Genomic DNA, 17,704 nt, shown 5'->3' on the forward strand with positions numbered 1-17,704 from the left:
CCCAGTATGCCCGCCCTCACACGAAATTCCTGACAGTCTCGCCCAGGGGCCCAACCTACGGGGTTATGGCATCGTAGGTTGGGCCCATGGCCCAATATTACGTCGACAATCGGCCAAGTTGCCGGAAATCAACACTTTGCTCTCCAAATCAAACAGGCTCTCCGTTTTCGGCAGCTTGGATGCCGCGATCGGAGCAATATGACATTGGTTCACGTTGACTGTCGGCATACCCAGCGCCTTTCCACGCAAGCTGCGGAAGAACCCGCCTTCGGGATGCAATCCACCCCTATGTTCTCCTGATCATGACTCCCAAGGATTGATGATCGTGAGCCCGCAGTCTTGAAAATCCGCTACATTTCTGGTTGCCAGCGTAGCCCCACGTGACAAGGCGATAGCCGCGATTTGTGCGTCGATATTTCCGGTGGGGCGTCCTTGCTTGCGTCGTGTTGCGGCGATGCTCGCAAATTCGATGGCCGATGAAGTATCGAATGTCAGGACGCGATCGGCAAAATCCTCGGTGAACATCTGCTCTGCTGCGATCAGAAGATTACTTCGGCGTCGTCCCTCGGGAAGCAAGGCTAAACCGAAGAAGATTTCGGCTTGTGTGATTGTCGTTGTGAACAGGTTTGTGGCCGGTTGCTCCGCCATCCAGTGCAACACCCTTTCGAAGGGCGCTGGACGCATCATTTCGGATAACACGTTGGTGTCCAAGACGATCATCATTCGAATCTTGGCGGATCGCGAAGAGGTTCACGCTCAGGTTCCGGCAAATCGACACCGCCCAAGGCAGCGAACCGCCTGCGGATGCTTTCACTTAAATTCATGGCCGGTTGACGCTCTTCAGTCAGCGTCGCACGAAGAATGTGCCGCGCCTCCTCTTCCATCGAATGACCGTGATGGGCGGCGCGCACGCGCAAACGTGCTTTCAGATGGTCATCCAGATTCCGGATCGTAATGCTGGCCATAGCTTCCTCCGAGCACAGATGCACGTCGAAGATTAATCGGTGATTTCATCGATTGCAATGATTGCACAATGGTTGAAGAAGGGATTTGCCCTTCAGGATACCGAGGATGTCGAAGGCGAGTTCCATCGCGGCGGACGACGATGTCGTCCGCTTCTCCGGGGCGGAGTCGGGGGGCATTTCGGGCGTGACCTTTGTTTGGGCGCGGCTTGTTTCAGGCGCGCTCATGGGGTGGGGGTGAAGGCCGGCGCGCCTGGGATCGCGGCGGCGGAGAATAGATGTCGGTCGTCGGAGCGCTCCTGCTGGTAGGGCTGGGGTCGTCGCTGATGGTCCTGCCGGCGCGCGGGCGAGGTTTGCTGGAGAGGTGACGCCTTGCGCCTCCTCATGACCGCTTCATCCTGTCTTTCTCCTTCAGCACCGACCTAACCATCTTGCCGAACGCGCGGGTGCGGGTGCGGCGTTCGGCCAGGGTTTCGGTGTTGAACGCCTCCTCGGCGGCGAGCTTTCGCCAGCGGGCGAGGCGTTCGGGGGTCAGCGTTCCGGCATCGACCGCCGCCCGCACGGCGCAGCCCGGCTCGGCTCCGTGCGCGCAGTCGGAGAAACGGCAGGACTTGGCCAATGCCGCGATGTCCTCGAAAACCTCGTCCACGCCGGCCGCCGTATCGGTCAGTTGCAGCTCCCGCATGCCCGGCGTGTCGATGAGCCAGCCGCCCTCCCCGAGGCGATGCAGAGAGCGGGCTGTGGTGGTGTGCCGTCCCCTGTCATCGTCGCGGATGCCTTGGGTCGCGAGCGCGGGAGCACCCGTCAAGGTGTTGATCAGCGTCGATTTGCCGACGCCGGACGATCCCATCAGCGCCACCGTCTGCCCCGGACCGCACCACGCCTTGATCGCGGCGATGTCGCCGGGATCGAGCGCGTTGACGGTTTCGACCAGCAGTCCCCGCCGCAGGGCGCGGGCGGCCTTGGCGTAGGTCTCGGGCTCGTCCGTCAGGTCGGCCTTGGTCAGCACGACGATCGGCGTGACACCCGCTTCCCGCGCCAGGACCAGATAGCGCTCGAGCCGCGCCACGTTGAAGTCCTGGTTGCAGGAGGAGACGATGAACAGCGTGTCGATGTTGGCCGCGATCAGCTGCGGTTTGCGCGCCGTTCCCGGTGCCCGGCGTTTGAACAGGCTCGCGCGGTCCAGCACGCGATCCAGGCGATGCGTATCGCGGTCGATCAGAAGCCAGTCGCCTACGGTCGGATACTCTTCCTCGGACCCGGCGTCGCGCAGATAGGGCGGGATCGTCGCTTCACCGCCATCGCCCGCCACGCACAGCCGGCCGCGATGAACCGCCAGAACGCGAACAGGGAAAGAGCGGACAAGGTCGTCGGCCGAGATCTGGGACTGAAAGAAGGATGTCCAGCCGAGATCGGCCAGACCAGGATTTTTCGATGTCATTTCGGTCTTCACCAAAGCTTCCGATCCGTACACAGGGTACGGAAGGCACAAGAAGGCACAGGCGCCACCAAGGGCACCCCTCTTGCGGCTGGTATCGGGCCGGTGAACACATCCTTGCCGACGCGGGAACGCACCAAGCGTTCGGGACTTCCCGACGTTCGGCGATTGCCTACAGGGGCAGGATCAGCTCACGCGGCCGTTCAGCCAGGTCGGAAGCAGCGACAATCAAAAAATCCTCCGATCGGTAGAGAATTGGACACATTGAAGATAATACCGCGAAACGACGGCTACAAGCCGAAACGAAGGGGTCCGGGAACAGAGGGGTGGGGGTGCCACGACGGGCTGCGAACCGCCCGCCTGCGGGGCAAAAAGCAAGCGGACCGAAGAGGCGGGGCACCGTCAAGGTCATATAAAGAATAGACCCGGACAACTTTGGGGATGGGTGGGAATATTACGTTTATATGACATCAAAGTGATGGACGAGTATGTTAAAAGTAATTTTAAATAAATTAGTTCTGTATGTGGCGTAAAAGGGTTTTACGATGCAAGCTTTCGACCTGATGGTGATCGGCTGGCTGAATCAGTTCAGCAACCTGGACCTCACGTTCGACAAGACCCTCTATGTGATCGCGGACAATCACCTCCTGAAGGGAGGTGTGATCATGGGCCTGCTGTGGTGGGTGTGGATGCGGAACGGGCCGAACTTCGCGGCGCCCGGACTGCATGCGCTCCGCAGTATCGGGGGAACGCTGCTGGCCATCGTCGTCGCCCGCGCCATGCAGAACCTGCTGCCGGGGCGGCTCCGTCCGATGCAGGAACCGACGCTGGATTTCCTGCAACCCTTCGGGGACCATCCGCCCGGCATCGTCGAACTCAGCTCTTTCCCCAGCGACCATGCGGTGATGTTCTTCGCACTCTCGACGGCGCTCTTCTTCGCGGTCCGGGCACTGGGCATTGCGGCCTATATCTGGACGACCGTGGTCATCTGCTTCCCGCGAATCTATCTGGGATATCACTATCCATCGGACATCATCGCCGGCGCCGTGGTCGGCATCCTGATCATGATACCGGTCATGCGCATACCGCTGCCCTCGGCGATTCCCAACCTGCTGGCGCGCGTCCAGCTCAGGCATACGGGACTGGTGTTCGCCGGCATATTCCTGCTGACATTGCAGATGGCGACGATGTTCGAGAACTCCCGCAGGCTTCTGGCCGGCGCCGCACAGGTCCTGGGTTCGAAGGAGGTGCAGGTGGACCGGAAATCCAAGGTGACCGGTGAAGCGAGTTTCGATGCCGCCCTGGATTGACATTCCGTCGCTGAGGCATCGGGGTGACCGCGGCCTCCGAAGCATTCAGGCCAAGGCCGGGAAGTGAAGTGTGCTGCGGGTTCCGTGATCGTTGGTCATGCTCAGCTTGCCGCCGATCTGCTGCGCCAGCGATTTGGCGATATAGAGGCCCAGGCTTTTGGTCTTTTGCAGGTCGAAGCCGGGGGGAAGGCCCGCGCCGTCGTCTTCCACCGACAGGATGAACTCACCCGGCGTCGCGGCTTTGCCGCAGGCGATCCGGACGGTGCCGCAGCGGCCGTCGGCAAAACCGTGCTCCAGGGAGTTGCTGAGCAGTTCCGTCACGATCAGCGCAAGCGGGATGAACTGGCGGGGGGAGACATCCACGCCGTTGGTGCTGACGGCGCATTCGACGCCCTTCACGCCCGCCGCCTGGATCACGTCACGGGACAGTTCCTCCAGGAAGGCGCCGAAGTCGACGGTCGCGAGACTGGAGTCGTGCAGCTTGCGGTGCAGTTTCCCCAGGAGGGTGATCCGGTTGCGGGCTTCCTGAAGTGCGTGCCTCGCCTTGGGGTCCTCGACTTCGCTTTCCTGGAGGAGCAGCAGGCCGGCGACGGTCTGGAGGTTGTTGGAAACCCGGTGCTGGAGTTCGGCGAACATGATTTCCGCCCGGCGCGACAGGTCGGCGCTGCGGTTGCGTTCCTGACGCAGTCGTTCCAGGGATCTGGTGATCGCGTGGATCAGTGCGATATCGATGCCGACGACGAAGGAATAGAACGTCATCGCGACGGCGGCGCCGTAATCCAGTTCGAACGAATGATAGGGTTGGATGAAGAAGTACAGCGCGACGAGGCCGCAGACCACGGCACTTACGATACCGGGCCACAAGCCGGCGAGCAGCGTCGACAATATGACCGCTGGAAAGAAGGTCAGGAATGGAAAACCGGGAGGCAATACGCCGTCCAGCGCCAGCCGGATAAAGAGCGCAAGCAGAAACGCCACGCCACAGAAGGTATACTTAAACGCGTTATTCGCCCGCAGAGAAATAAGAATATCGGCAAGCCGTTCCATAAATGCCCTGTATTTATCAGTATTATAACCAAGTAGCAATAGGTGCAGAACTATACCCTTCCCTTGGATACGGCGCTACTGGCCGTGAACCGACAAACCTAGATCAAAAGTGGTATAGCACTTTTTCGAGCGGGGGGAACTGCATTCCCGGCGCTTGATTTGACCTGAGTCAAAGCCCTCCATCGTGTGCGGGTTTAGCGTGTCTCCACTGCCTGACGACAGGCGCTTCAAGCGATGGGTGTAGAGATGGAGACGCTGCTTTTCGTGGTTCTTGGGCTTCTGGTCCTGGGTTCGGGGCTGGCGGCGTCGGGGCTGGTCCTGACCGGCCTGATCGCGGTGGTGCGGGCCATCCGGACAGTGCCGTCGGCAGCGCCTGCCGCCTTCAAGTCCACCTTGGCGAACGGGTGACGATATGGACACGGGTGAAGTGCTCTATCTGCTGCTGATCGTGGGAGCTTTCCTGGCCTTCAGCGCTTCCGTCCTGTACGCGATGCACGAGACCAAGGATCTCGGTAGCCGGCACTGAGGCTCGGCGGCACTGAGGCTCGGTATCAGGCCAAGAGCCGGAAAGACTGACCTGTAAGAATGGCTCGCTTCGTAGGTCGGTCTAGAGCGAAGCGGCAGCCGACAAGCAGGCGCGTCTGTGTCGGCTGCCGCTTCGCTCTAGACCGACCTACGGCAGGAGCACCTTCACCGGTCAACTTCTTCGGCCTTTGGTATCACTGAGGCCCAGCGGCGCCGGCCTGTGCTTACAGGTTACGGATAAGGCGGTCCTTGGCCAGCGCGCCCAGGACGTGGCTTCCGACATGGGCGTGGTCGATGTGGTGGCCGGCGACCGCGAAGCCGTTGTGCTGGGTCAGGGCATACAGGTCGAAAAGGACGTAGCCGCGCGTGGCGGCGCCCCGTGCGAGGGCGTCGCTGACGGTGGCGACGATGTCGCGGACCAGGGCCTTGTCGGCTCCGGCCTGGTCGAGAACGTCTTCCCGCGGGGCCGGGATGCCCCATATGCCGACGCGGTCCGAACCACCTTGCCGGCGCCAGCCTTCCAGGCGGTCCAGATAGCGGTCGACCAGGGGCGGAACGGCCGAGACGGCGTATTCGCCGCGCCGGATGGCGTTGTAGAACCCGGCGTTGGGGCGGCAGTCGATCTCGCCGACGGAGAAGACGGCGAACGAGCTGGGGCTTCCCGCCAGGGCGGCGACGGCGTTGTCCATGCCGACGGCGTATTTCGGGCGGGGTTCCTGGATCACGTGCCAGAGTTTCACCCCCGGTACGTAGTGGGCGCGCACCTGGAAGGTTTCCCCGCCGAACGGCTGGATCAGGTTGGCGGCGGCCAGCACGTGCGAATCTCCGATGAAGTCGATCCGCCGGCGGCTGGTTCCGGCACCGGTTCCGGATGCGGCCCGGTAGCGGTCGGGCACGAAGGTGTTCAGCAGATGGACGAGATGCCGCCCAAGCGACTGGATGAAGGATATCTCGCGCGCCTGCGGCCGCGAGGACAGGAAGCGGACCTGCTTCTGGAGCAGCTGGTGCGTCCTGGGGATCCCGCCGTCGATCCAATGGCGCGTGGCGACGAGGATTTCGATCTGCGACAGTTCCGCCGGCGACAGGACGCAGTCGGCAAGGCTCTCCAGCAGGTGACGGCATAGGGCGTCGTCGCCCAGGTACCAGAACGAATAGGCTATGTCGGCAAGGGAACGGTCTTCGGCCCGCGGCTTCTCCAGTGCCGCGAGCAGCGCCGACAGTATCCGGTGAAGCGGATCGGTCGGGGGACAGGCGTTCCTTATCCGCTGTAGCTCCGCTATTGCCATCCGACCCCCGGTTTTCTCCTGTCGCGTCCGCCCGGCTCAAGCGGAACGGCGATCATAAGCGACGGAGCCGGCGTGTCGACCCCAATCCTGAATGCTATCTTTAGAAGCGGAATGTCGGCGGTTCGTTCCATTCGCAACCAGGGCGGGAACGAATGGGATTGCCTTGCCCAGCCTGACGCTCCGGCCGTTCGACGCCCTGATCGGGAACGGCAATATCTGGGTCGATTTCTTCAGACGCGCGCCGTGCGGCGGGGCCAGACGACATACATCACGACATAGAGGCAGGCTCCGGCGGCGAGGGCCGCCGACGCGATGCCGAGCGACCAGCCGAAGCCTTCGGCGCGGCTGGGCAGGCGGTCGAGCAGTGCTGCGGTCAGGGGCGGACCCGCTATCTGGCCGATGCCGTAGAGGGCGGTGAGAAGGCCCATGAAGCGCGCGGCGTGGTGCGGGCGGAGGCGGCGCGCTTCCTGCATCGCGAAGAAGCTGATCGAGGTGATGAACAGCCCGACCAGGGCGCTGCTGACGATGAAGCCGGCCAGGGACGACACAAACAGGGTCAGGATCACGCCGATCCCCTGGACCGCGTAGCAGACCGCCAGCACCAGCCGGGCGTCGAACCGGGCGGGCACGCGCGTCGTCAGCAGGGCGCCGGCCACCACGGCAAGGCCCAGGATCGGCCAGAACAGGTCGAGCCAGACGGAACCCGGCAGCGCTTCGCGCGCGATCACGGGCAGGAACGTCGCGGTGACGATGTAGCCGAAGCCGGCCAGCCCGTAGGCCAGGGTGAAGACCGTCATCTCCGCCGTTCCGCCGCCGCCGACAGCCGATGGCGCAGAGGGTGCGGCCGTCGCCGGGGCGGGCGGCGCCGCCGGATCGGAGCCCTTGAAGACGGGCCAGACCACGACGCTGAGGACGGCGGCCAGCAGGGCGAAGACCAGCCAGCCGGTCGCGGCGGACCAGTGGACGGCGACCATGACCGTCGCGGCCAGTCCGGACAATGCTATCCCCAGGCCCGGCCCGGTGAAGATGGCCCCGGCCATGGCGGGAGCGCCGAGCCGGGCCAGCCTTGCCAGGCACCAGCCCGCCGTGAACACGAAGACGACGGCGCTGACCACGCCGGCAAGGAACCTGAGCAGCGGCCACAGCGCCGGCAGCGGCAAGGCCATGCCGAGCGTCAGGAGCACCGTCGCGATCAGGCCGGAGCGGATCATCACCGCTCCGGACCAGGAACGGGGCAGGACCATGCACAGCAGGGCGCCGGCCAGATAGCCCAGGTAGTTGGCGGTCGCCAGCCAGCTTCCCTGCGCGATGTCGATCGTCCCGTCCCTCAGCATCATCGGCAGGAGCGGGGTGAAGGCGAAGCGCCCCACACCCATGGCGACGGCGAGGGAAACGGACCCGGCGAGCGCCACGACCGCGATGGACAGGCCGGCGGGAGAACTGGCGGAAGCGGTCATTGGCCTGGACTTGACGGTAACGGACGTTTGCTCGGGCGCGATCAAGCGCCCGTTCGCCGGCATCGTCAAGGAAGCGGGCAATGCGTCCGTCACATGGCCATGATGCGTGCCTGGATCTCGGCGTGCTGGTCACCGAAGTCGCGGCCGGCGCGCGGGGCCGTCACGTCGAGGCCGAAGCGGTCGGCATAGGCGAGGCACAGGTGCTGCACCTTGAGGGTGGTGGACAGCAGCGCCGCCAGCGCCGATTGCCAGCCGCCCGGCTCGAACGGTCCCTGGTCGAAAGGTTCCGGCTCTATCAGGGCGGTGCTTTTCAGGAACGACCGGAAATTGGCCGCGACCTCCGCGCCGCGCCGGATCGACAGCGGCGCCGTCGCGACGGCGAAAAGGCTGTCCGGCGGTTCCGCCATGAAGTTCATGCCGTGGATGAAGTTTTCCGTTTCCGCCGCGATGGCCGGGATGCCGCCGGCCTCGTGGAACTTGGCCGCACCGTAACTGGCGGTCGCAAGGTCCGGGCCGCCGCCCAGCAGGAAGATCTTTCCGGCCGGGTCCATGGCGGACACCGCGTCCTCCGCGAAATCGCGCGCGGCTTCCGACCAGCGCGGCATCAGCGCGAAAAGCTCGATGAGCGGATCGGCGCTTTCGCCGATCCAGTGCAGGCCCATGATCGCCAGGGCTTCCACCGTCACGAGGTAGTCGAGGGTGTGGGGGGTGACGCGGGAGATCGGCGTGAAGGGCAGGACGACGACATCGTCGGCTTCCTTCGCGAGCGCGCTGGTCTCGCCGCAGGTAACCGCGACGACGCGGGCGCCGGAAGCCCGGGCGACATGGGCCGCTTCCACCGTCCGCCGCGTGTTGCCGGAGATCGAGCTGAGGACGACGGCGTCGCCGGGGACGTATCGGGTGAAGCCGGCGAGCTGCATCGCGGTGGTCGCTTCGAGCTGGATGCCGACCGCGTCGAAGAAGCCCTTGAGGGCGACGGGCGCAAAGGCCGAGTCGCCGCAGCCGCCGGCCATGATCCAGCCCTCGGGGCGGGGGATGCCGCCGATGCGCGCGCTCAGGGGCTCCAGGCAATCCGCCAGGATTCCGGCCTGCGCGGCGATTTCCCGCCTCATCACGTCGTTCATCGTCAGGCTCCAGCGTTTCCGGTCGGGAAGGTCTCGCGGCCCAGCGACCAGATCGCCTGGGGCGGTACGGCGCCGTGCTCGGTCAGGATCGCGGTGGTCAGGTCGGGCGGGATGACTTCGAGCTCGGGCGCGGTCGTCACGGCATAGCCGGGGCCGGGCAGCGTCAGGCCGGTGAGCAGGGGCTTGTCGTAGGACCGCAGCGCCGGGGCGGGGCGCCAGCCGGAATAGCTGCGGAGGTCCAGCTTGAGCAGGTCGGTGCAGCCATAGACCTCGCTGCCCTGGAGGCGGGCCAGCTTCGCGATCATCCGGCTGCCGATGGTGTTCAGGAAGCTGCCGTCGCTCCGCAGCGTCTCGACGCCGAACAGGGCGGCGTCGCAGAAGCCCAGGCCGTACTCGACAGCGGCGTCCGGCAGGTAGCGGACGGTCAAGCCTGCGGGAATGAACTCTTCCAGGTAGCGGGCGCCGCCTGAGATCGTCCGGCTTTCGGGCACGACGACGGTGAGCGAGCGGTTGGCGGCGGCCATGGCAAGGACGATGGACGAAACGGTGCTGGAATAGTCGAAGGCCATGACGCCCCGGACATGCGCCAGATGGGCGACCGCCGAGGCGACCAGCCGGCGCTTGCGGGCGGCCGCCTCCTCGTTCCAGCTGCCGATGCGGCTGCGCAGTTCGGCGGCGCGTCCGGCTTCGGGGATGTCGTCCAGCCCCGCCAGCAGGAGCTTCAGGCTGTTGCCGATCACCGGCGTATCGTGGCCGCGGGTGCGGGCGATGAAGCAGGCCGCCATGCGGGCGCGCAGCAGGGCCTCCCAGCAGTTGGGCACCGTGTCCAGGATGTGGAGCAGCAACTCGTTGCCCAGCGCCACGTGGCGGCTGGCGCCGAGCACGCCCTCGTCCACGATCTGCCAGAGGAAGTGGAGGGTAGCTTCGTCCGGGGGAGTGAGGCCGGCGGCCTTCAGCTCCTCGACATGCTCGAAACGGCGCTCAGGCATGGGTCTGTCCCTCCGATTCAAGAAACTCTTCGACGTCCCGGCGCCGGGGCATGGCGGACTGGGCGCCGTAATCCAGAGTCGCCAGGGCGGCGGCGGCGTTGGCGAAGCGGAGGCGGCCGGGCAGGGCGGCGCCCTCCATCTTGGCCGCGATGTAGGCCGCCGCGAAGCAGTCGCCGGCTCCGGTGGTGTCGATGGCGTCCAGCACGATGCCGGGCGCCGCGGTCTGGCCGGCGGCGCAGATGTGGCGGCAGCCGTCGGCGCCCATCGTCACGACGATCTCGCCGTCGCCCTGCTTCAGCATCGCCGGGGCGAGCGGGACGCCGAGCGCCTCGGCGGCGGACACCCAGGCTTCGCGGTTGACGAAGAGGGTATCGACCAGTCCCAGCACCGGGGCGAGGCGGGCCGGGGCGCGCTGGATGTCGGGCGGTTCCAGGTCGAGCGACGCCGTGATGCCCCGGCCGCGAGCCTGACGCAGGACGTACTCCGTCAGGTCGGCGTCGCCATAGGTGACGTGGACGTGGCGGATGCCGTCGAAGACGGCGGGAACGATGTCGGCGACCCTGGGGAGATAGGCGTCCGTCTCCAGCCGGATCAGCGATTTCTCGCCCGAGGGGGAGAGCAGGACGACGCACATGAAGCTGTTGAGGCCCGAGCGGCAGACGACGTGGCTGACGTCGACACCCTCCGCCGCGACCTTCATCAGCGCTTCGCCGCCGCCCGCGTCGTCGCCGATCGCGGCCATCAGGCGAGCCGGGCGGCCCAGGCGGGTGAAGGCGACGGCGGAGTTGGCCGACATCCCTCCCGGCATCTGGCCCAGGTGGCGGCCGCCGACCTTCTGGTCGAAGCCGGGGATCGCGGGGACGGAAACGAACAGGTCGAGGTCGAGGTCGCCGACGCAGAGCACATCCGGCGCCGCGATCAAGATCCCATCCCCCGGAACCGCCGGAAGACGCCGGTGGTCGAGACGGAGGCGATCAGCAGGACGCCGATCAGTCCCAGCTGCCACGCGGCCGAGATATTGGCGAGTTGCAGCCCGATCTGGAGCGTCGTCACGATCAGGATCGCGACGATGGTGCCGGGGATGCCGCCGGTGCCGCCGACGATATGCGTTCCGCCCAGCACCGCGATCGTGACCGACAGAAGCTCCATTCCGCGCCCGGCGTCGGGCCTGGCCGCGAGGAACCACGACAGGGAGATCACGCTGCCGACCGCGGCCAGCACGCCGCTGAGCACATAGAGGCCGATCCTGATCCGGGTGACGTTCAGCCCGGCGAGATGGGCGGCGCGGTCGTCGTTGCCGCAGGCGACGATGTGCCGGCCGGTCACGGTGCGGGTCAGCATGACGTGCAGCACCAGGGCGGCTGGCAGCAGGACGAACAGGAAGGCGTTGGGCATCCCGAACGTCGTTCCCTGGCCCAGCCAGCCGAACTCCTCCGGGAAGCCGCCGATCGGCCGCCCGCCGGTCGAGGCCAGCGCCAGCCCGCCGAACGCGAACATGGCCGCCAGCGTCGCCATCAGCGACGGGATGCGCAGGACGTTGACGAGGAAGCCGTTGACGAAGCCGAGGCCGGCGCCGAGCAGGATGCCGGCGGCGCTGGCGGGCCAGACGCCGATCCCGGCCGCCACCAGCGCCCCGGTGAAGACGCCGACCAGCGAGACGATGGAACCGACCGACAGGTCGATGCCGGGACCGCCGCCCAGGATGACGAGCGTCTGGCCGAGCCCGAGCAGGCCCAGGATCGGGATGTACTGAAGCAGATAGGGAACGGTGCGCGCCTGGAGGAAATAGGGCGACAGCAGGCTCATCGCGACGAGGGAGACGACCCAGAGACCCAGCAGCAGAAGCAGGCGGGCCTGGAGCGGATCGCCTTGCAGGCGGTGGAGGAGCGAGCCGGCGGTCGTTGTCCCGGTGGCGGAAGAGGTCATTTCAGGCGTCTCTGCGATTATTGCGGTTGCCCAGCGCGTCGGCGGTCAGCACGACGATCAGCAGGCCGCCGATGATGACGGTTTCCCACAGGGAGGAGACGCCGATCAGGACCAGGCCGTTCTGGACGATCCGGATGAAGACCACGCCCAGCAGCGTTCCCAGCAGGCTGCCGACCCCTCCGCGGATGCTGGTGCCGCCCAGAATGGTCGCGGCGATGGCTTCCAGCGCCACCGTGGTCCCGATGTTGATCTCGACGTTGCGCAGCCGCGCCACGTAGAGCAGGGCCGCGAAGCCGGCCAGCAGGCCCAGGATCGCGTAGGCCGCGATCTTGGTGCGGTCCACGTTTATGCCGACCAGCTTGGCCGACTGCTCGCCGCAGCCGATGGCGTAGAGGTGCCGGCCGTAGGGAAGCTGGCGCAGCAGCACCCAGCACAGCCCGTAGACGGTCAGGATCACCAGCAGCGAGGCGGGGATGCCGACGACCTTGCCGTTGACCAGCGGCGACAGCGTCCCGGGCAGGCCGGAGATCCAGGCGCCGCCGATCACCAGGAACATGATCGCGGAGAAGATATACATCGACCCCAGCGTGGCGATGATCGGCGGCACCCGCAGCTTGGTGGTGAGGAAGCCGTTCCAGGCTCCCAGCAGCGTCCCGGACGCGAGGCCGATGGGCACGACGAACCACGACGACAATCCTGCCTGATACGACTTGCCGATCAGGATCGCCGACACCGCCATGATCCCGCCGACGCTGACGTCGATGCCGCCCATGATGATGACCAGCGTCATGCCGGCGCTGACGATGGCCAGTTCCAGCCCGGCGCGCAGCGTCTGGACGAGGTTGACGACCGTCAGGAAATACGGCGACGCCAGCGAGAAGCCGGCGCCGACGATCAGGATGGCGGCGAACAGCACCAGCTCCCGCGTCGCGGTCGGGGAGGCCAGCCGGAGGGGCGGGAGAAGGCCGGTCACCTGCGCCATATCAGAACTTGAACTGGTCGATGTTGTCCGCCGTGAAGACCATCGGCGGGCCGAGCAGCAGGATCTTGTCGGCGGGCAGCCAGGTCGCCTCGTTCTTGAGGCCTTCGACCTGCACCTTGTCCGGAAAGGACTTGCCTTCGGACAGTTGCTTCGCGGCCCAGACCGTCAGGTAGCCGAGGTCGGACGGGTTCCACAGCACCGAATAGGTCATGGCGCCGCTCTTCACGTAGTCGCGCACGGTGTTGGGCGAGCAGTAGCCGGTCGCCACGATCTCGCCGCTCCGGCCGGACGCCTCGACCGCCTGGGCGATGCCGGGACAGGTGGTGGACGCGATGCCGATGATGCCCTTGAGGTCGGGGTTGCGGGTCATCGCGTCGGTCGCGAACTGGAAAGCGCGGGCGGCGGTGCCGTCGGTATGGTCGACCGAGACGATCCGGAGCTTGGGGTACTTGGCCGAGGCGCGCTGCTTGATCGCGTCGATCCAGTTGTTGAGGCTCTGGATCGTCGGCGCGTCGGAGATGATGGCGACCTTGGCGTCCTCGCCGACCCGCTTGACCATCTCGTCCAGGATCGTAAAGCCGAGGTCCTGGTCGCGCGCCTGCGCCACGTAGAAGTCGCGGGCGCTGCCGGGGGCGTCGGCATCGGAGGTGATGACGTGGACGCCCTGGGCCTTGGCGCGGGCGATGGCCGGCTTCAGCGTCTCGACATCGACGGGGGAGACGGCGACGACGTTGAAGCCCTGGTTGACGAAGCTGTCGAAGATGCGGAGCTGGTCGGCCGAGTTGGTCGAGGTCGGTCCCTGCTGGACGTAGTCGACGCCGAACTTCCTGGCAGCCGCCTCGGCGCCTTCCTCCATCGCGACGTAATAGGGGATGCCCTGGATCTGCGGGACGAAGGCGACGCGGGTGTCGGCGGCGGAGGCCGTGCCCATCAGGGAGGCGGCGGTGACCATTCCCAGGACTGCTGCTTTCAGGACCGTTTTCATCGGGTTGTCTCCCTTGGGGAAGGCGGCGTTGGCGGGGGGATCGGGTGTCGGGAGGCTTCAGGCGTCAGGAGGCGGCCGCCCGGACTTCGCTGGCGCCGGTGATCAGGCCGATGATCTCTTCCGGCGTGGTCGTAGCGGTTTCGCGCACCGCGATGCGGCGGCCGTGGCGCATGACGGAGATGCGGTCGGAGACGGCGAAGACGTCCTGGATGTTATGGGAGATCAGGACGACGGACTTGTTCTGGCTGCGCAGCCTGCGCACGAAATCCAGCACCTTGCGGACTTCGGCCACGGCCAAGGCCGCCGTCGGTTCGTCCATGATGATCAGGCGGGCGTCCATGTTGAGCGCGCGGGCGATGGCGACGCCTTGGCGCTGGCCGCCCGACATCGTTTCCACCCAGCTGTCGAGGCTGGGGACGTGGACGTCGAGCTGGCTCAGCAGTTCCGCCGTGCGGCGTCGCATCGCCGGCCGGTCGAGGAAGGGAATGCCGAGGATCGGGCGGCGGATCTCCCGGCCCAGGAAGATGTTGTCGGCGACGGTCATCTTCCCGGCCAGCGCCAGTTCCTGGTAGATCGTCGCGATGCCGCTTCGCCAGGCGTCCTGGGGCGAGCGGAAGCGGACCGGCTGGCCGGCCATGCGGATCTCGCCGGCGTCGGGGATGTGGGCGCCCGACATGGTCTTGATCAGGGTCGATTTGCCGGCGCCGTTGTCGCCGACCAGGGCCATCACCTCGCCCTCGGCCACGGCGAAGTCCACCCGGTCGAGGGCGACCAGACCGCCGAAGCGCTTGACGATCCCGGTCATTTCGAAAAGCATGGTCATGGCCTTGGTCAAGCCTCCGCTTCTTCGGGGGCCATCCGTTCCAGTTCGGCTCTGATCTCGTCCGCCGAGGAGATGCGGCCCTGCGCCCCTTCCGCGGTGGTCGTCAGGCTGGCGGCCACCGCGGCGTGCTGCGCCGCTTCGCCCAGGGATGCCCCGTGCAGCCAGAGGGACAGGAAGACGCCGGCGAAGGTGTCGCCGGCCCCGGTGGCGTCCACCACGTCGACCGCCAGCGCCGGGACGAAGATCAGGGCGCTGTCGTCCTTCGGAAACACCACGGCGCCCAGTTCTCCCATCGTCACGACGACGTCGGCGCGCGGACCGATGGCGTGGAGCCAGGCCTCCAGGTTGTCGATCATCGTCGCGACCGAGGTGCGCAGGGTGAAGATGTCGCGCAGCGTCACGTCGTTGACGAAGACGAGGTCGATCGCCCGGACCAGGCCGGCGAAGGCTTCGGGCGTCCGGGAACTGGCCGGCAGGCCGGTCGTATGCAGGCTGACCTTCCAGCCCGCGTCATGGAAACGCCCGACGGACCCCAGCATCCGTTCGTAGTGGTAGCCTTCGATATGCAGGCAGCAGGGACGGCTTTCGGCCGTCACGGCGAGATGGGCGGTCAGGTCGATCTCGCTCAGCTCGAACGGTTCGTTGATGATGGTGCGGCTGCCATTGGCTTCGACGATGACGACGCAGCGCGACAGCCGGTTGTTGAAGGGCCGGCGGATCGTCAGCGCGTGGACCCCGCGCTGCGCCAGTTCCGCCAGCGCCCAATCGCTGTCGGGGTCCTCGCCCACCGCCGTCGCCAGTTCCACGTCGAGTTCGAACTGCGAACCGACGCCGGCGGCCGCCACCGCGACATTGGCGGCGGGGCCGCCCAAGGCCTTTTCGATGTGGTCGGCCGTGATCCGGTCGTCACGGTGAGGCAGGACGCCGACGCGGCAGACGTAATCGACGCTGATATAGCCGACGGAGATCAGGCGCGGCAGGTGGAGGCGGTCGGGAGGGCGGCGGGCGGCGGCCCCGCCGGGGAGGAAACGCGCCACGGCGCTGGGCCGGTAGTTGAGCCGCTCGATAGCCGCTTCGATCCGTGCCAGCTTTTCAGGGCGGACCTTTTCGGGATAGTTGATCGCATTGGAAACGGTCCCGATCGAAACGCCGGCGGTCCGCGCCACGTCGGCTATCGTAGGGCGCTTGTGAGCCATCCCGGGCGATCCACGCTGTTGCAAAGGGATATTGAAGCGTTTCAATCATATCGGGATATGTATAACCTTCAAGCCGGAATCGGCCTCGGAAAACTAAAAAAATATGCCTTTCGAATGAACCGTTTGCATGTTTTCGTTGCGGTTGCCAAACGCGGAGTTGAGCTTGAATATTTTTCAACGGAATGGATCCGCTGCCGGCGGAACCATGGCCTGCGTCTCCTGTTGCACTTCGACTTTCTGCGGCTTGCAGCCCTTCAGGAGACGATCGTGAGCATCGAAACCACCGTTACCCTTTTCAAGGACACCACCACGTCGCGTCAGGTCCTCAAGGAGCTTTACGACGCCGGCTTCCGGAACGAATTCTGGATTTTCGGCGACAGCAGCGAAGTCTGGGGCAACGAAGCCGCCGGGACGAACCCGATGGAAAGCTCCAAGCGCCAGTACGGCGGCGAGACGACGGAAGTCGGCATGCTCAACCGCCTCGGCGTGCCGGAGGACGAGGCCGAAGCGTATATGAACGACGTCCGGCAGGGCGCCGTGCTGGTGATCGGTCAGGTCAACGACGACAGGGCACAGGAGGTCCGCGATATCCTGGGGCGGCACGATCCGGTGCGGGGTTCCAGGCCGGCCGGCTGACGGGCGGCACGCCGTCGGTGGGGATTGCGGGTCTCGGCGGCAGTGCCGCAATCCTCTCCGATGGTAGTTTTATTTAAAATCGTTTCGGTTCGCAAAATGAAAGTCATTTTGCCGCCGCTCCAGAAGCGCCAGGATCAGCGCGTCCTTCTCGGCTCCGCTCAGGCGGCTCAGGTCAGGAATGCTAACCATCCCACTGTTGAATCATGCCGCGACAAACCCGTCAAGAGTTTTCCATAACCCAGTCATCCCAAAGTGGCCCATCATGGCCAATCAGCCATTTACGCACCATGGTGAGCAGTTACCTCCCGGCTGGCGCGATCCCTTAAGCAGATCATCGAGATCTGCCAGCGAACGCGAACAAAGGAAACAAGCCCTTAAAGTGCTGACACGCAACATCGACACCAGTATGCCAGGGGGGCTGTTCTTCTATATCACGGCCGCTTTCGATGAGTTTCAGCGTGAACTGATCGTCGAGAACACCAGGGCGGGCCTCGCGGCGGCCCTAAAGCGGGGACGCAGGGGCGGGCGGCCGCCGGTGTTGGACAAGGAAGGCATCCGCGTCGCCGAGACGATGCTCAAGGACACGATGAACTACCCGTTTGTCGGCGATGTCATTGATCGCCTCGGGATCGGGAGGACGGCCTTCTACCGGTATTTCCCGCCGGATCGCATCCGGCAACTTCAACATCAGGCCTGAACGGCGGCCTCGGACCGTGTCGTTTTACGTACCTTTGAGCAAAAGAATCCCTCATTAGGGAAGCTGCTGTACCCCGATTACCCGTTCAACGGCAAGCTGGCGCGAAACCTAACGGAACCCCAGCAAATTGCGAAAATCTTGCGTTGCATCATTTGCATTCTGCACAACGGTAACTGGATCGGAAAATTGGTGAAAGTTAATATGAAGTACTTTCGATATATCAACTTAGGCGAAAAGGTATACATTAATAGTTAAAAACCGTAATATTTTTCTAAAAAAAGATTCGTTTGCGTGATCTCAATTAACCACCCCGTAATGGCA

18 protein-coding genes are annotated in these 17,704 nt (G+C 65.2%); 4 read left to right on the top strand and 14 right to left on the bottom strand.

The features are described from left to right. Positions 1 to 300: 300 nt before the first annotated feature. From AC5JJ6_RS16000 to rsgA, 3 genes are all read right to left on the bottom strand, one after another. Positions 301 to 720, bottom strand: a complete 420-nt coding sequence (locus tag AC5JJ6_RS16000) for a type II toxin-antitoxin system VapC family toxin (RefSeq protein WP_496043026.1) — start codon at positions 718 to 720, stop codon at positions 301 to 303. After that, entirely contained in the window at positions 720 to 965 is a 246-nt protein-coding gene (locus AC5JJ6_RS16005; protein WP_496043010.1) for a FitA-like ribbon-helix-helix domain-containing protein, read from the bottom strand. The genes AC5JJ6_RS16000 and AC5JJ6_RS16005 overlap by 1 nt, the downstream gene beginning before the upstream one ends. A 379-nt stretch (positions 966 to 1,344) precedes the next feature. Further along, on the bottom strand, positions 1,345 to 2,415 hold the full coding sequence (gene rsgA / locus AC5JJ6_RS16010) for a ribosome small subunit-dependent GTPase A (RefSeq protein ID WP_496043011.1): 1,071 nt from the start codon (positions 2,413 to 2,415) through the stop codon (positions 1,345 to 1,347). 530 nt (positions 2,416 to 2,945) lie between these two features. On the opposite strand from rsgA, the gene AC5JJ6_RS16015 reads away from it, so the two are divergent. After that, positions 2,946 to 3,710 (top strand): phosphatase PAP2 family protein, encoded by a 765-nt coding sequence (locus tag AC5JJ6_RS16015; protein ID WP_496043012.1) that lies wholly within the window; start codon positions 2,946 to 2,948, stop codon positions 3,708 to 3,710. A 45-nt stretch (positions 3,711 to 3,755) separates the two neighbouring features. Here the strand turns inward: AC5JJ6_RS16015 and AC5JJ6_RS16020 are convergent, their stop codons facing one another. Then, positions 3,756 to 4,688: a sensor histidine kinase gene (locus AC5JJ6_RS16020; RefSeq protein ID WP_496043013.1), complete on the bottom strand. Its 933-nt coding sequence runs from the start codon at positions 4,686 to 4,688 to the stop codon at positions 3,756 to 3,758. A 303-nt stretch (positions 4,689 to 4,991) separates the two neighbouring features. Here AC5JJ6_RS16020 and AC5JJ6_RS16025 point away from each other — a divergent pair, with 303 nt between their 5' ends. Then, complete coding sequence (locus AC5JJ6_RS16025) at positions 4,992 to 5,165, top strand: hypothetical protein (RefSeq protein WP_496043014.1); 174 nt, start codon at positions 4,992 to 4,994, stop codon at positions 5,163 to 5,165. A gap of 341 nt (positions 5,166 to 5,506) precedes the next feature. Here AC5JJ6_RS16025 and AC5JJ6_RS16030 read toward each other — a convergent pair whose 3' ends face one another. The 10 genes from AC5JJ6_RS16030 to AC5JJ6_RS16075 form a co-directional block, all read right to left on the bottom strand. Next, entirely contained in the window at positions 5,507 to 6,568 is a 1,062-nt protein-coding gene (locus tag AC5JJ6_RS16030; protein WP_496043015.1) for a hypothetical protein, read from the bottom strand. Between the two features lie 230 nt (positions 6,569 to 6,798). After that, positions 6,799 to 8,025, bottom strand: a complete 1,227-nt coding sequence (locus AC5JJ6_RS16035; protein WP_496043016.1) for a YbfB/YjiJ family MFS transporter — start codon at positions 8,023 to 8,025, stop codon at positions 6,799 to 6,801. Positions 8,026 to 8,114: 89 nt separating this feature from the next. Then, positions 8,115 to 9,149: an SIS domain-containing protein gene (locus AC5JJ6_RS16040; protein WP_496043017.1), complete on the bottom strand. Its 1,035-nt coding sequence runs from the start codon at positions 9,147 to 9,149 to the stop codon at positions 8,115 to 8,117. A gap of 2 nt (positions 9,150 to 9,151) precedes the next feature. Beyond that, positions 9,152 to 10,138: an eIF2B alpha/beta/delta subunit family protein gene (locus tag AC5JJ6_RS16045; RefSeq protein WP_496043018.1), complete on the bottom strand. Its 987-nt coding sequence runs from the start codon at positions 10,136 to 10,138 to the stop codon at positions 9,152 to 9,154. Then, positions 10,131 to 11,060 carry a carbohydrate kinase family protein gene (locus AC5JJ6_RS16050; RefSeq protein WP_496043019.1) on the bottom strand — a complete coding sequence of 310 codons (930 nt, stop codon included), beginning with the start codon at positions 11,058 to 11,060 and terminating at the stop codon, positions 10,131 to 10,133. Before AC5JJ6_RS16050 ends, AC5JJ6_RS16045 begins: the two co-directional genes overlap by 8 nt. Next, entirely contained in the window at positions 11,057 to 12,064 is a 1,008-nt protein-coding gene (locus AC5JJ6_RS16055; protein WP_496043020.1) for an ABC transporter permease, read from the bottom strand. Before AC5JJ6_RS16055 ends, AC5JJ6_RS16050 begins: the two co-directional genes overlap by 4 nt. Position 12,065: 1 nt before the next feature. After that, a complete protein-coding gene (locus AC5JJ6_RS16060; protein WP_496043021.1) occupies positions 12,066 to 13,037 on the bottom strand; it encodes an ABC transporter permease in 972 nt (323 codons plus the stop codon). A gap of 10 nt (positions 13,038 to 13,047) precedes the next feature. Next, entirely contained in the window at positions 13,048 to 14,031 is a 984-nt protein-coding gene (locus AC5JJ6_RS16065; protein WP_496043022.1) for an autoinducer 2 ABC transporter substrate-binding protein, read from the bottom strand. A 64-nt stretch (positions 14,032 to 14,095) separates the two neighbouring features. Then, positions 14,096 to 14,854 (bottom strand): ATP-binding cassette domain-containing protein, encoded by a 759-nt coding sequence (locus AC5JJ6_RS16070; protein ID WP_044432869.1) that lies wholly within the window; start codon positions 14,852 to 14,854, stop codon positions 14,096 to 14,098. A gap of 8 nt (positions 14,855 to 14,862) precedes the next feature. Then, a complete protein-coding gene (locus AC5JJ6_RS16075) occupies positions 14,863 to 16,050 on the bottom strand; it encodes a carbohydrate kinase family protein (protein WP_496043023.1) in 1,188 nt (395 codons plus the stop codon). A gap of 267 nt (positions 16,051 to 16,317) precedes the next feature. Between AC5JJ6_RS16075 and AC5JJ6_RS16080 the strand changes: the two genes are divergently transcribed. Beyond that, positions 16,318 to 16,686: a hypothetical protein gene (locus AC5JJ6_RS16080; RefSeq protein WP_496043024.1), complete on the top strand. Its 369-nt coding sequence runs from the start codon at positions 16,318 to 16,320 to the stop codon at positions 16,684 to 16,686. Positions 16,687 to 16,948: 262 nt separating this feature from the next. Then, entirely contained in the window at positions 16,949 to 17,383 is a 435-nt protein-coding gene (locus tag AC5JJ6_RS16085; RefSeq protein WP_496043025.1) for a recombinase family protein, read from the top strand. Positions 17,384 to 17,704 lie beyond the last annotated feature (321 nt).

The sequence above is a fragment of the Skermanella sp. genome, assembly GCF_059503625.1.

Bases quoted from the DNA above. Each gene is read 5' to 3' on its own strand.
- AC5JJ6_RS16055 (WP_496043020.1), bottom strand. From the start codon at position 12,064: ATGACCTCTTCCGCCACCGGGACAACGACCGCCGGCTCGCTCCTCCAC.
- AC5JJ6_RS16005 (WP_496043010.1), bottom strand. From the start codon at position 965: ATGGCCAGCATTACGATCCGGAATCTGGATGACCATCTGAAAGCACGT.
- AC5JJ6_RS16030 (WP_496043015.1), bottom strand. From the start codon at position 6,568: ATGGCAATAGCGGAGCTACAGCGGATAAGGAACGCCTGTCCCCCGACC.
- AC5JJ6_RS16015 (WP_496043012.1), top strand. From the start codon at position 2,946: ATGCAAGCTTTCGACCTGATGGTGATCGGCTGGCTGAATCAGTTCAGC.
- AC5JJ6_RS16065 (WP_496043022.1), bottom strand. From the start codon at position 14,031: ATGAAAACGGTCCTGAAAGCAGCAGTCCTGGGAATGGTCACCGCCGCC.
- AC5JJ6_RS16045 (WP_496043018.1), bottom strand. From the start codon at position 10,138: ATGCCTGAGCGCCGTTTCGAGCATGTCGAGGAGCTGAAGGCCGCCGGC.
- AC5JJ6_RS16000 (WP_496043026.1), bottom strand. From the start codon at position 720: ATGATCGTCTTGGACACCAACGTGTTATCCGAAATGATGCGTCCAGCG.
- AC5JJ6_RS16070 (WP_044432869.1), bottom strand. From the start codon at position 14,854: ATGACCATGCTTTTCGAAATGACCGGGATCGTCAAGCGCTTCGGCGGT.
- AC5JJ6_RS16040 (WP_496043017.1), bottom strand. From the start codon at position 9,149: ATGAACGACGTGATGAGGCGGGAAATCGCCGCGCAGGCCGGAATCCTG.
- AC5JJ6_RS16075 (WP_496043023.1), bottom strand. From the start codon at position 16,050: ATGGCTCACAAGCGCCCTACGATAGCCGACGTGGCGCGGACCGCCGGC.
- AC5JJ6_RS16025 (WP_496043014.1), top strand. From the start codon at position 4,992: ATGGGTGTAGAGATGGAGACGCTGCTTTTCGTGGTTCTTGGGCTTCTG.
- AC5JJ6_RS16085 (WP_496043025.1), top strand. From the start codon at position 16,949: ATGGCCAATCAGCCATTTACGCACCATGGTGAGCAGTTACCTCCCGGC.
- AC5JJ6_RS16035 (WP_496043016.1), bottom strand. From the start codon at position 8,025: ATGACCGCTTCCGCCAGTTCTCCCGCCGGCCTGTCCATCGCGGTCGTG.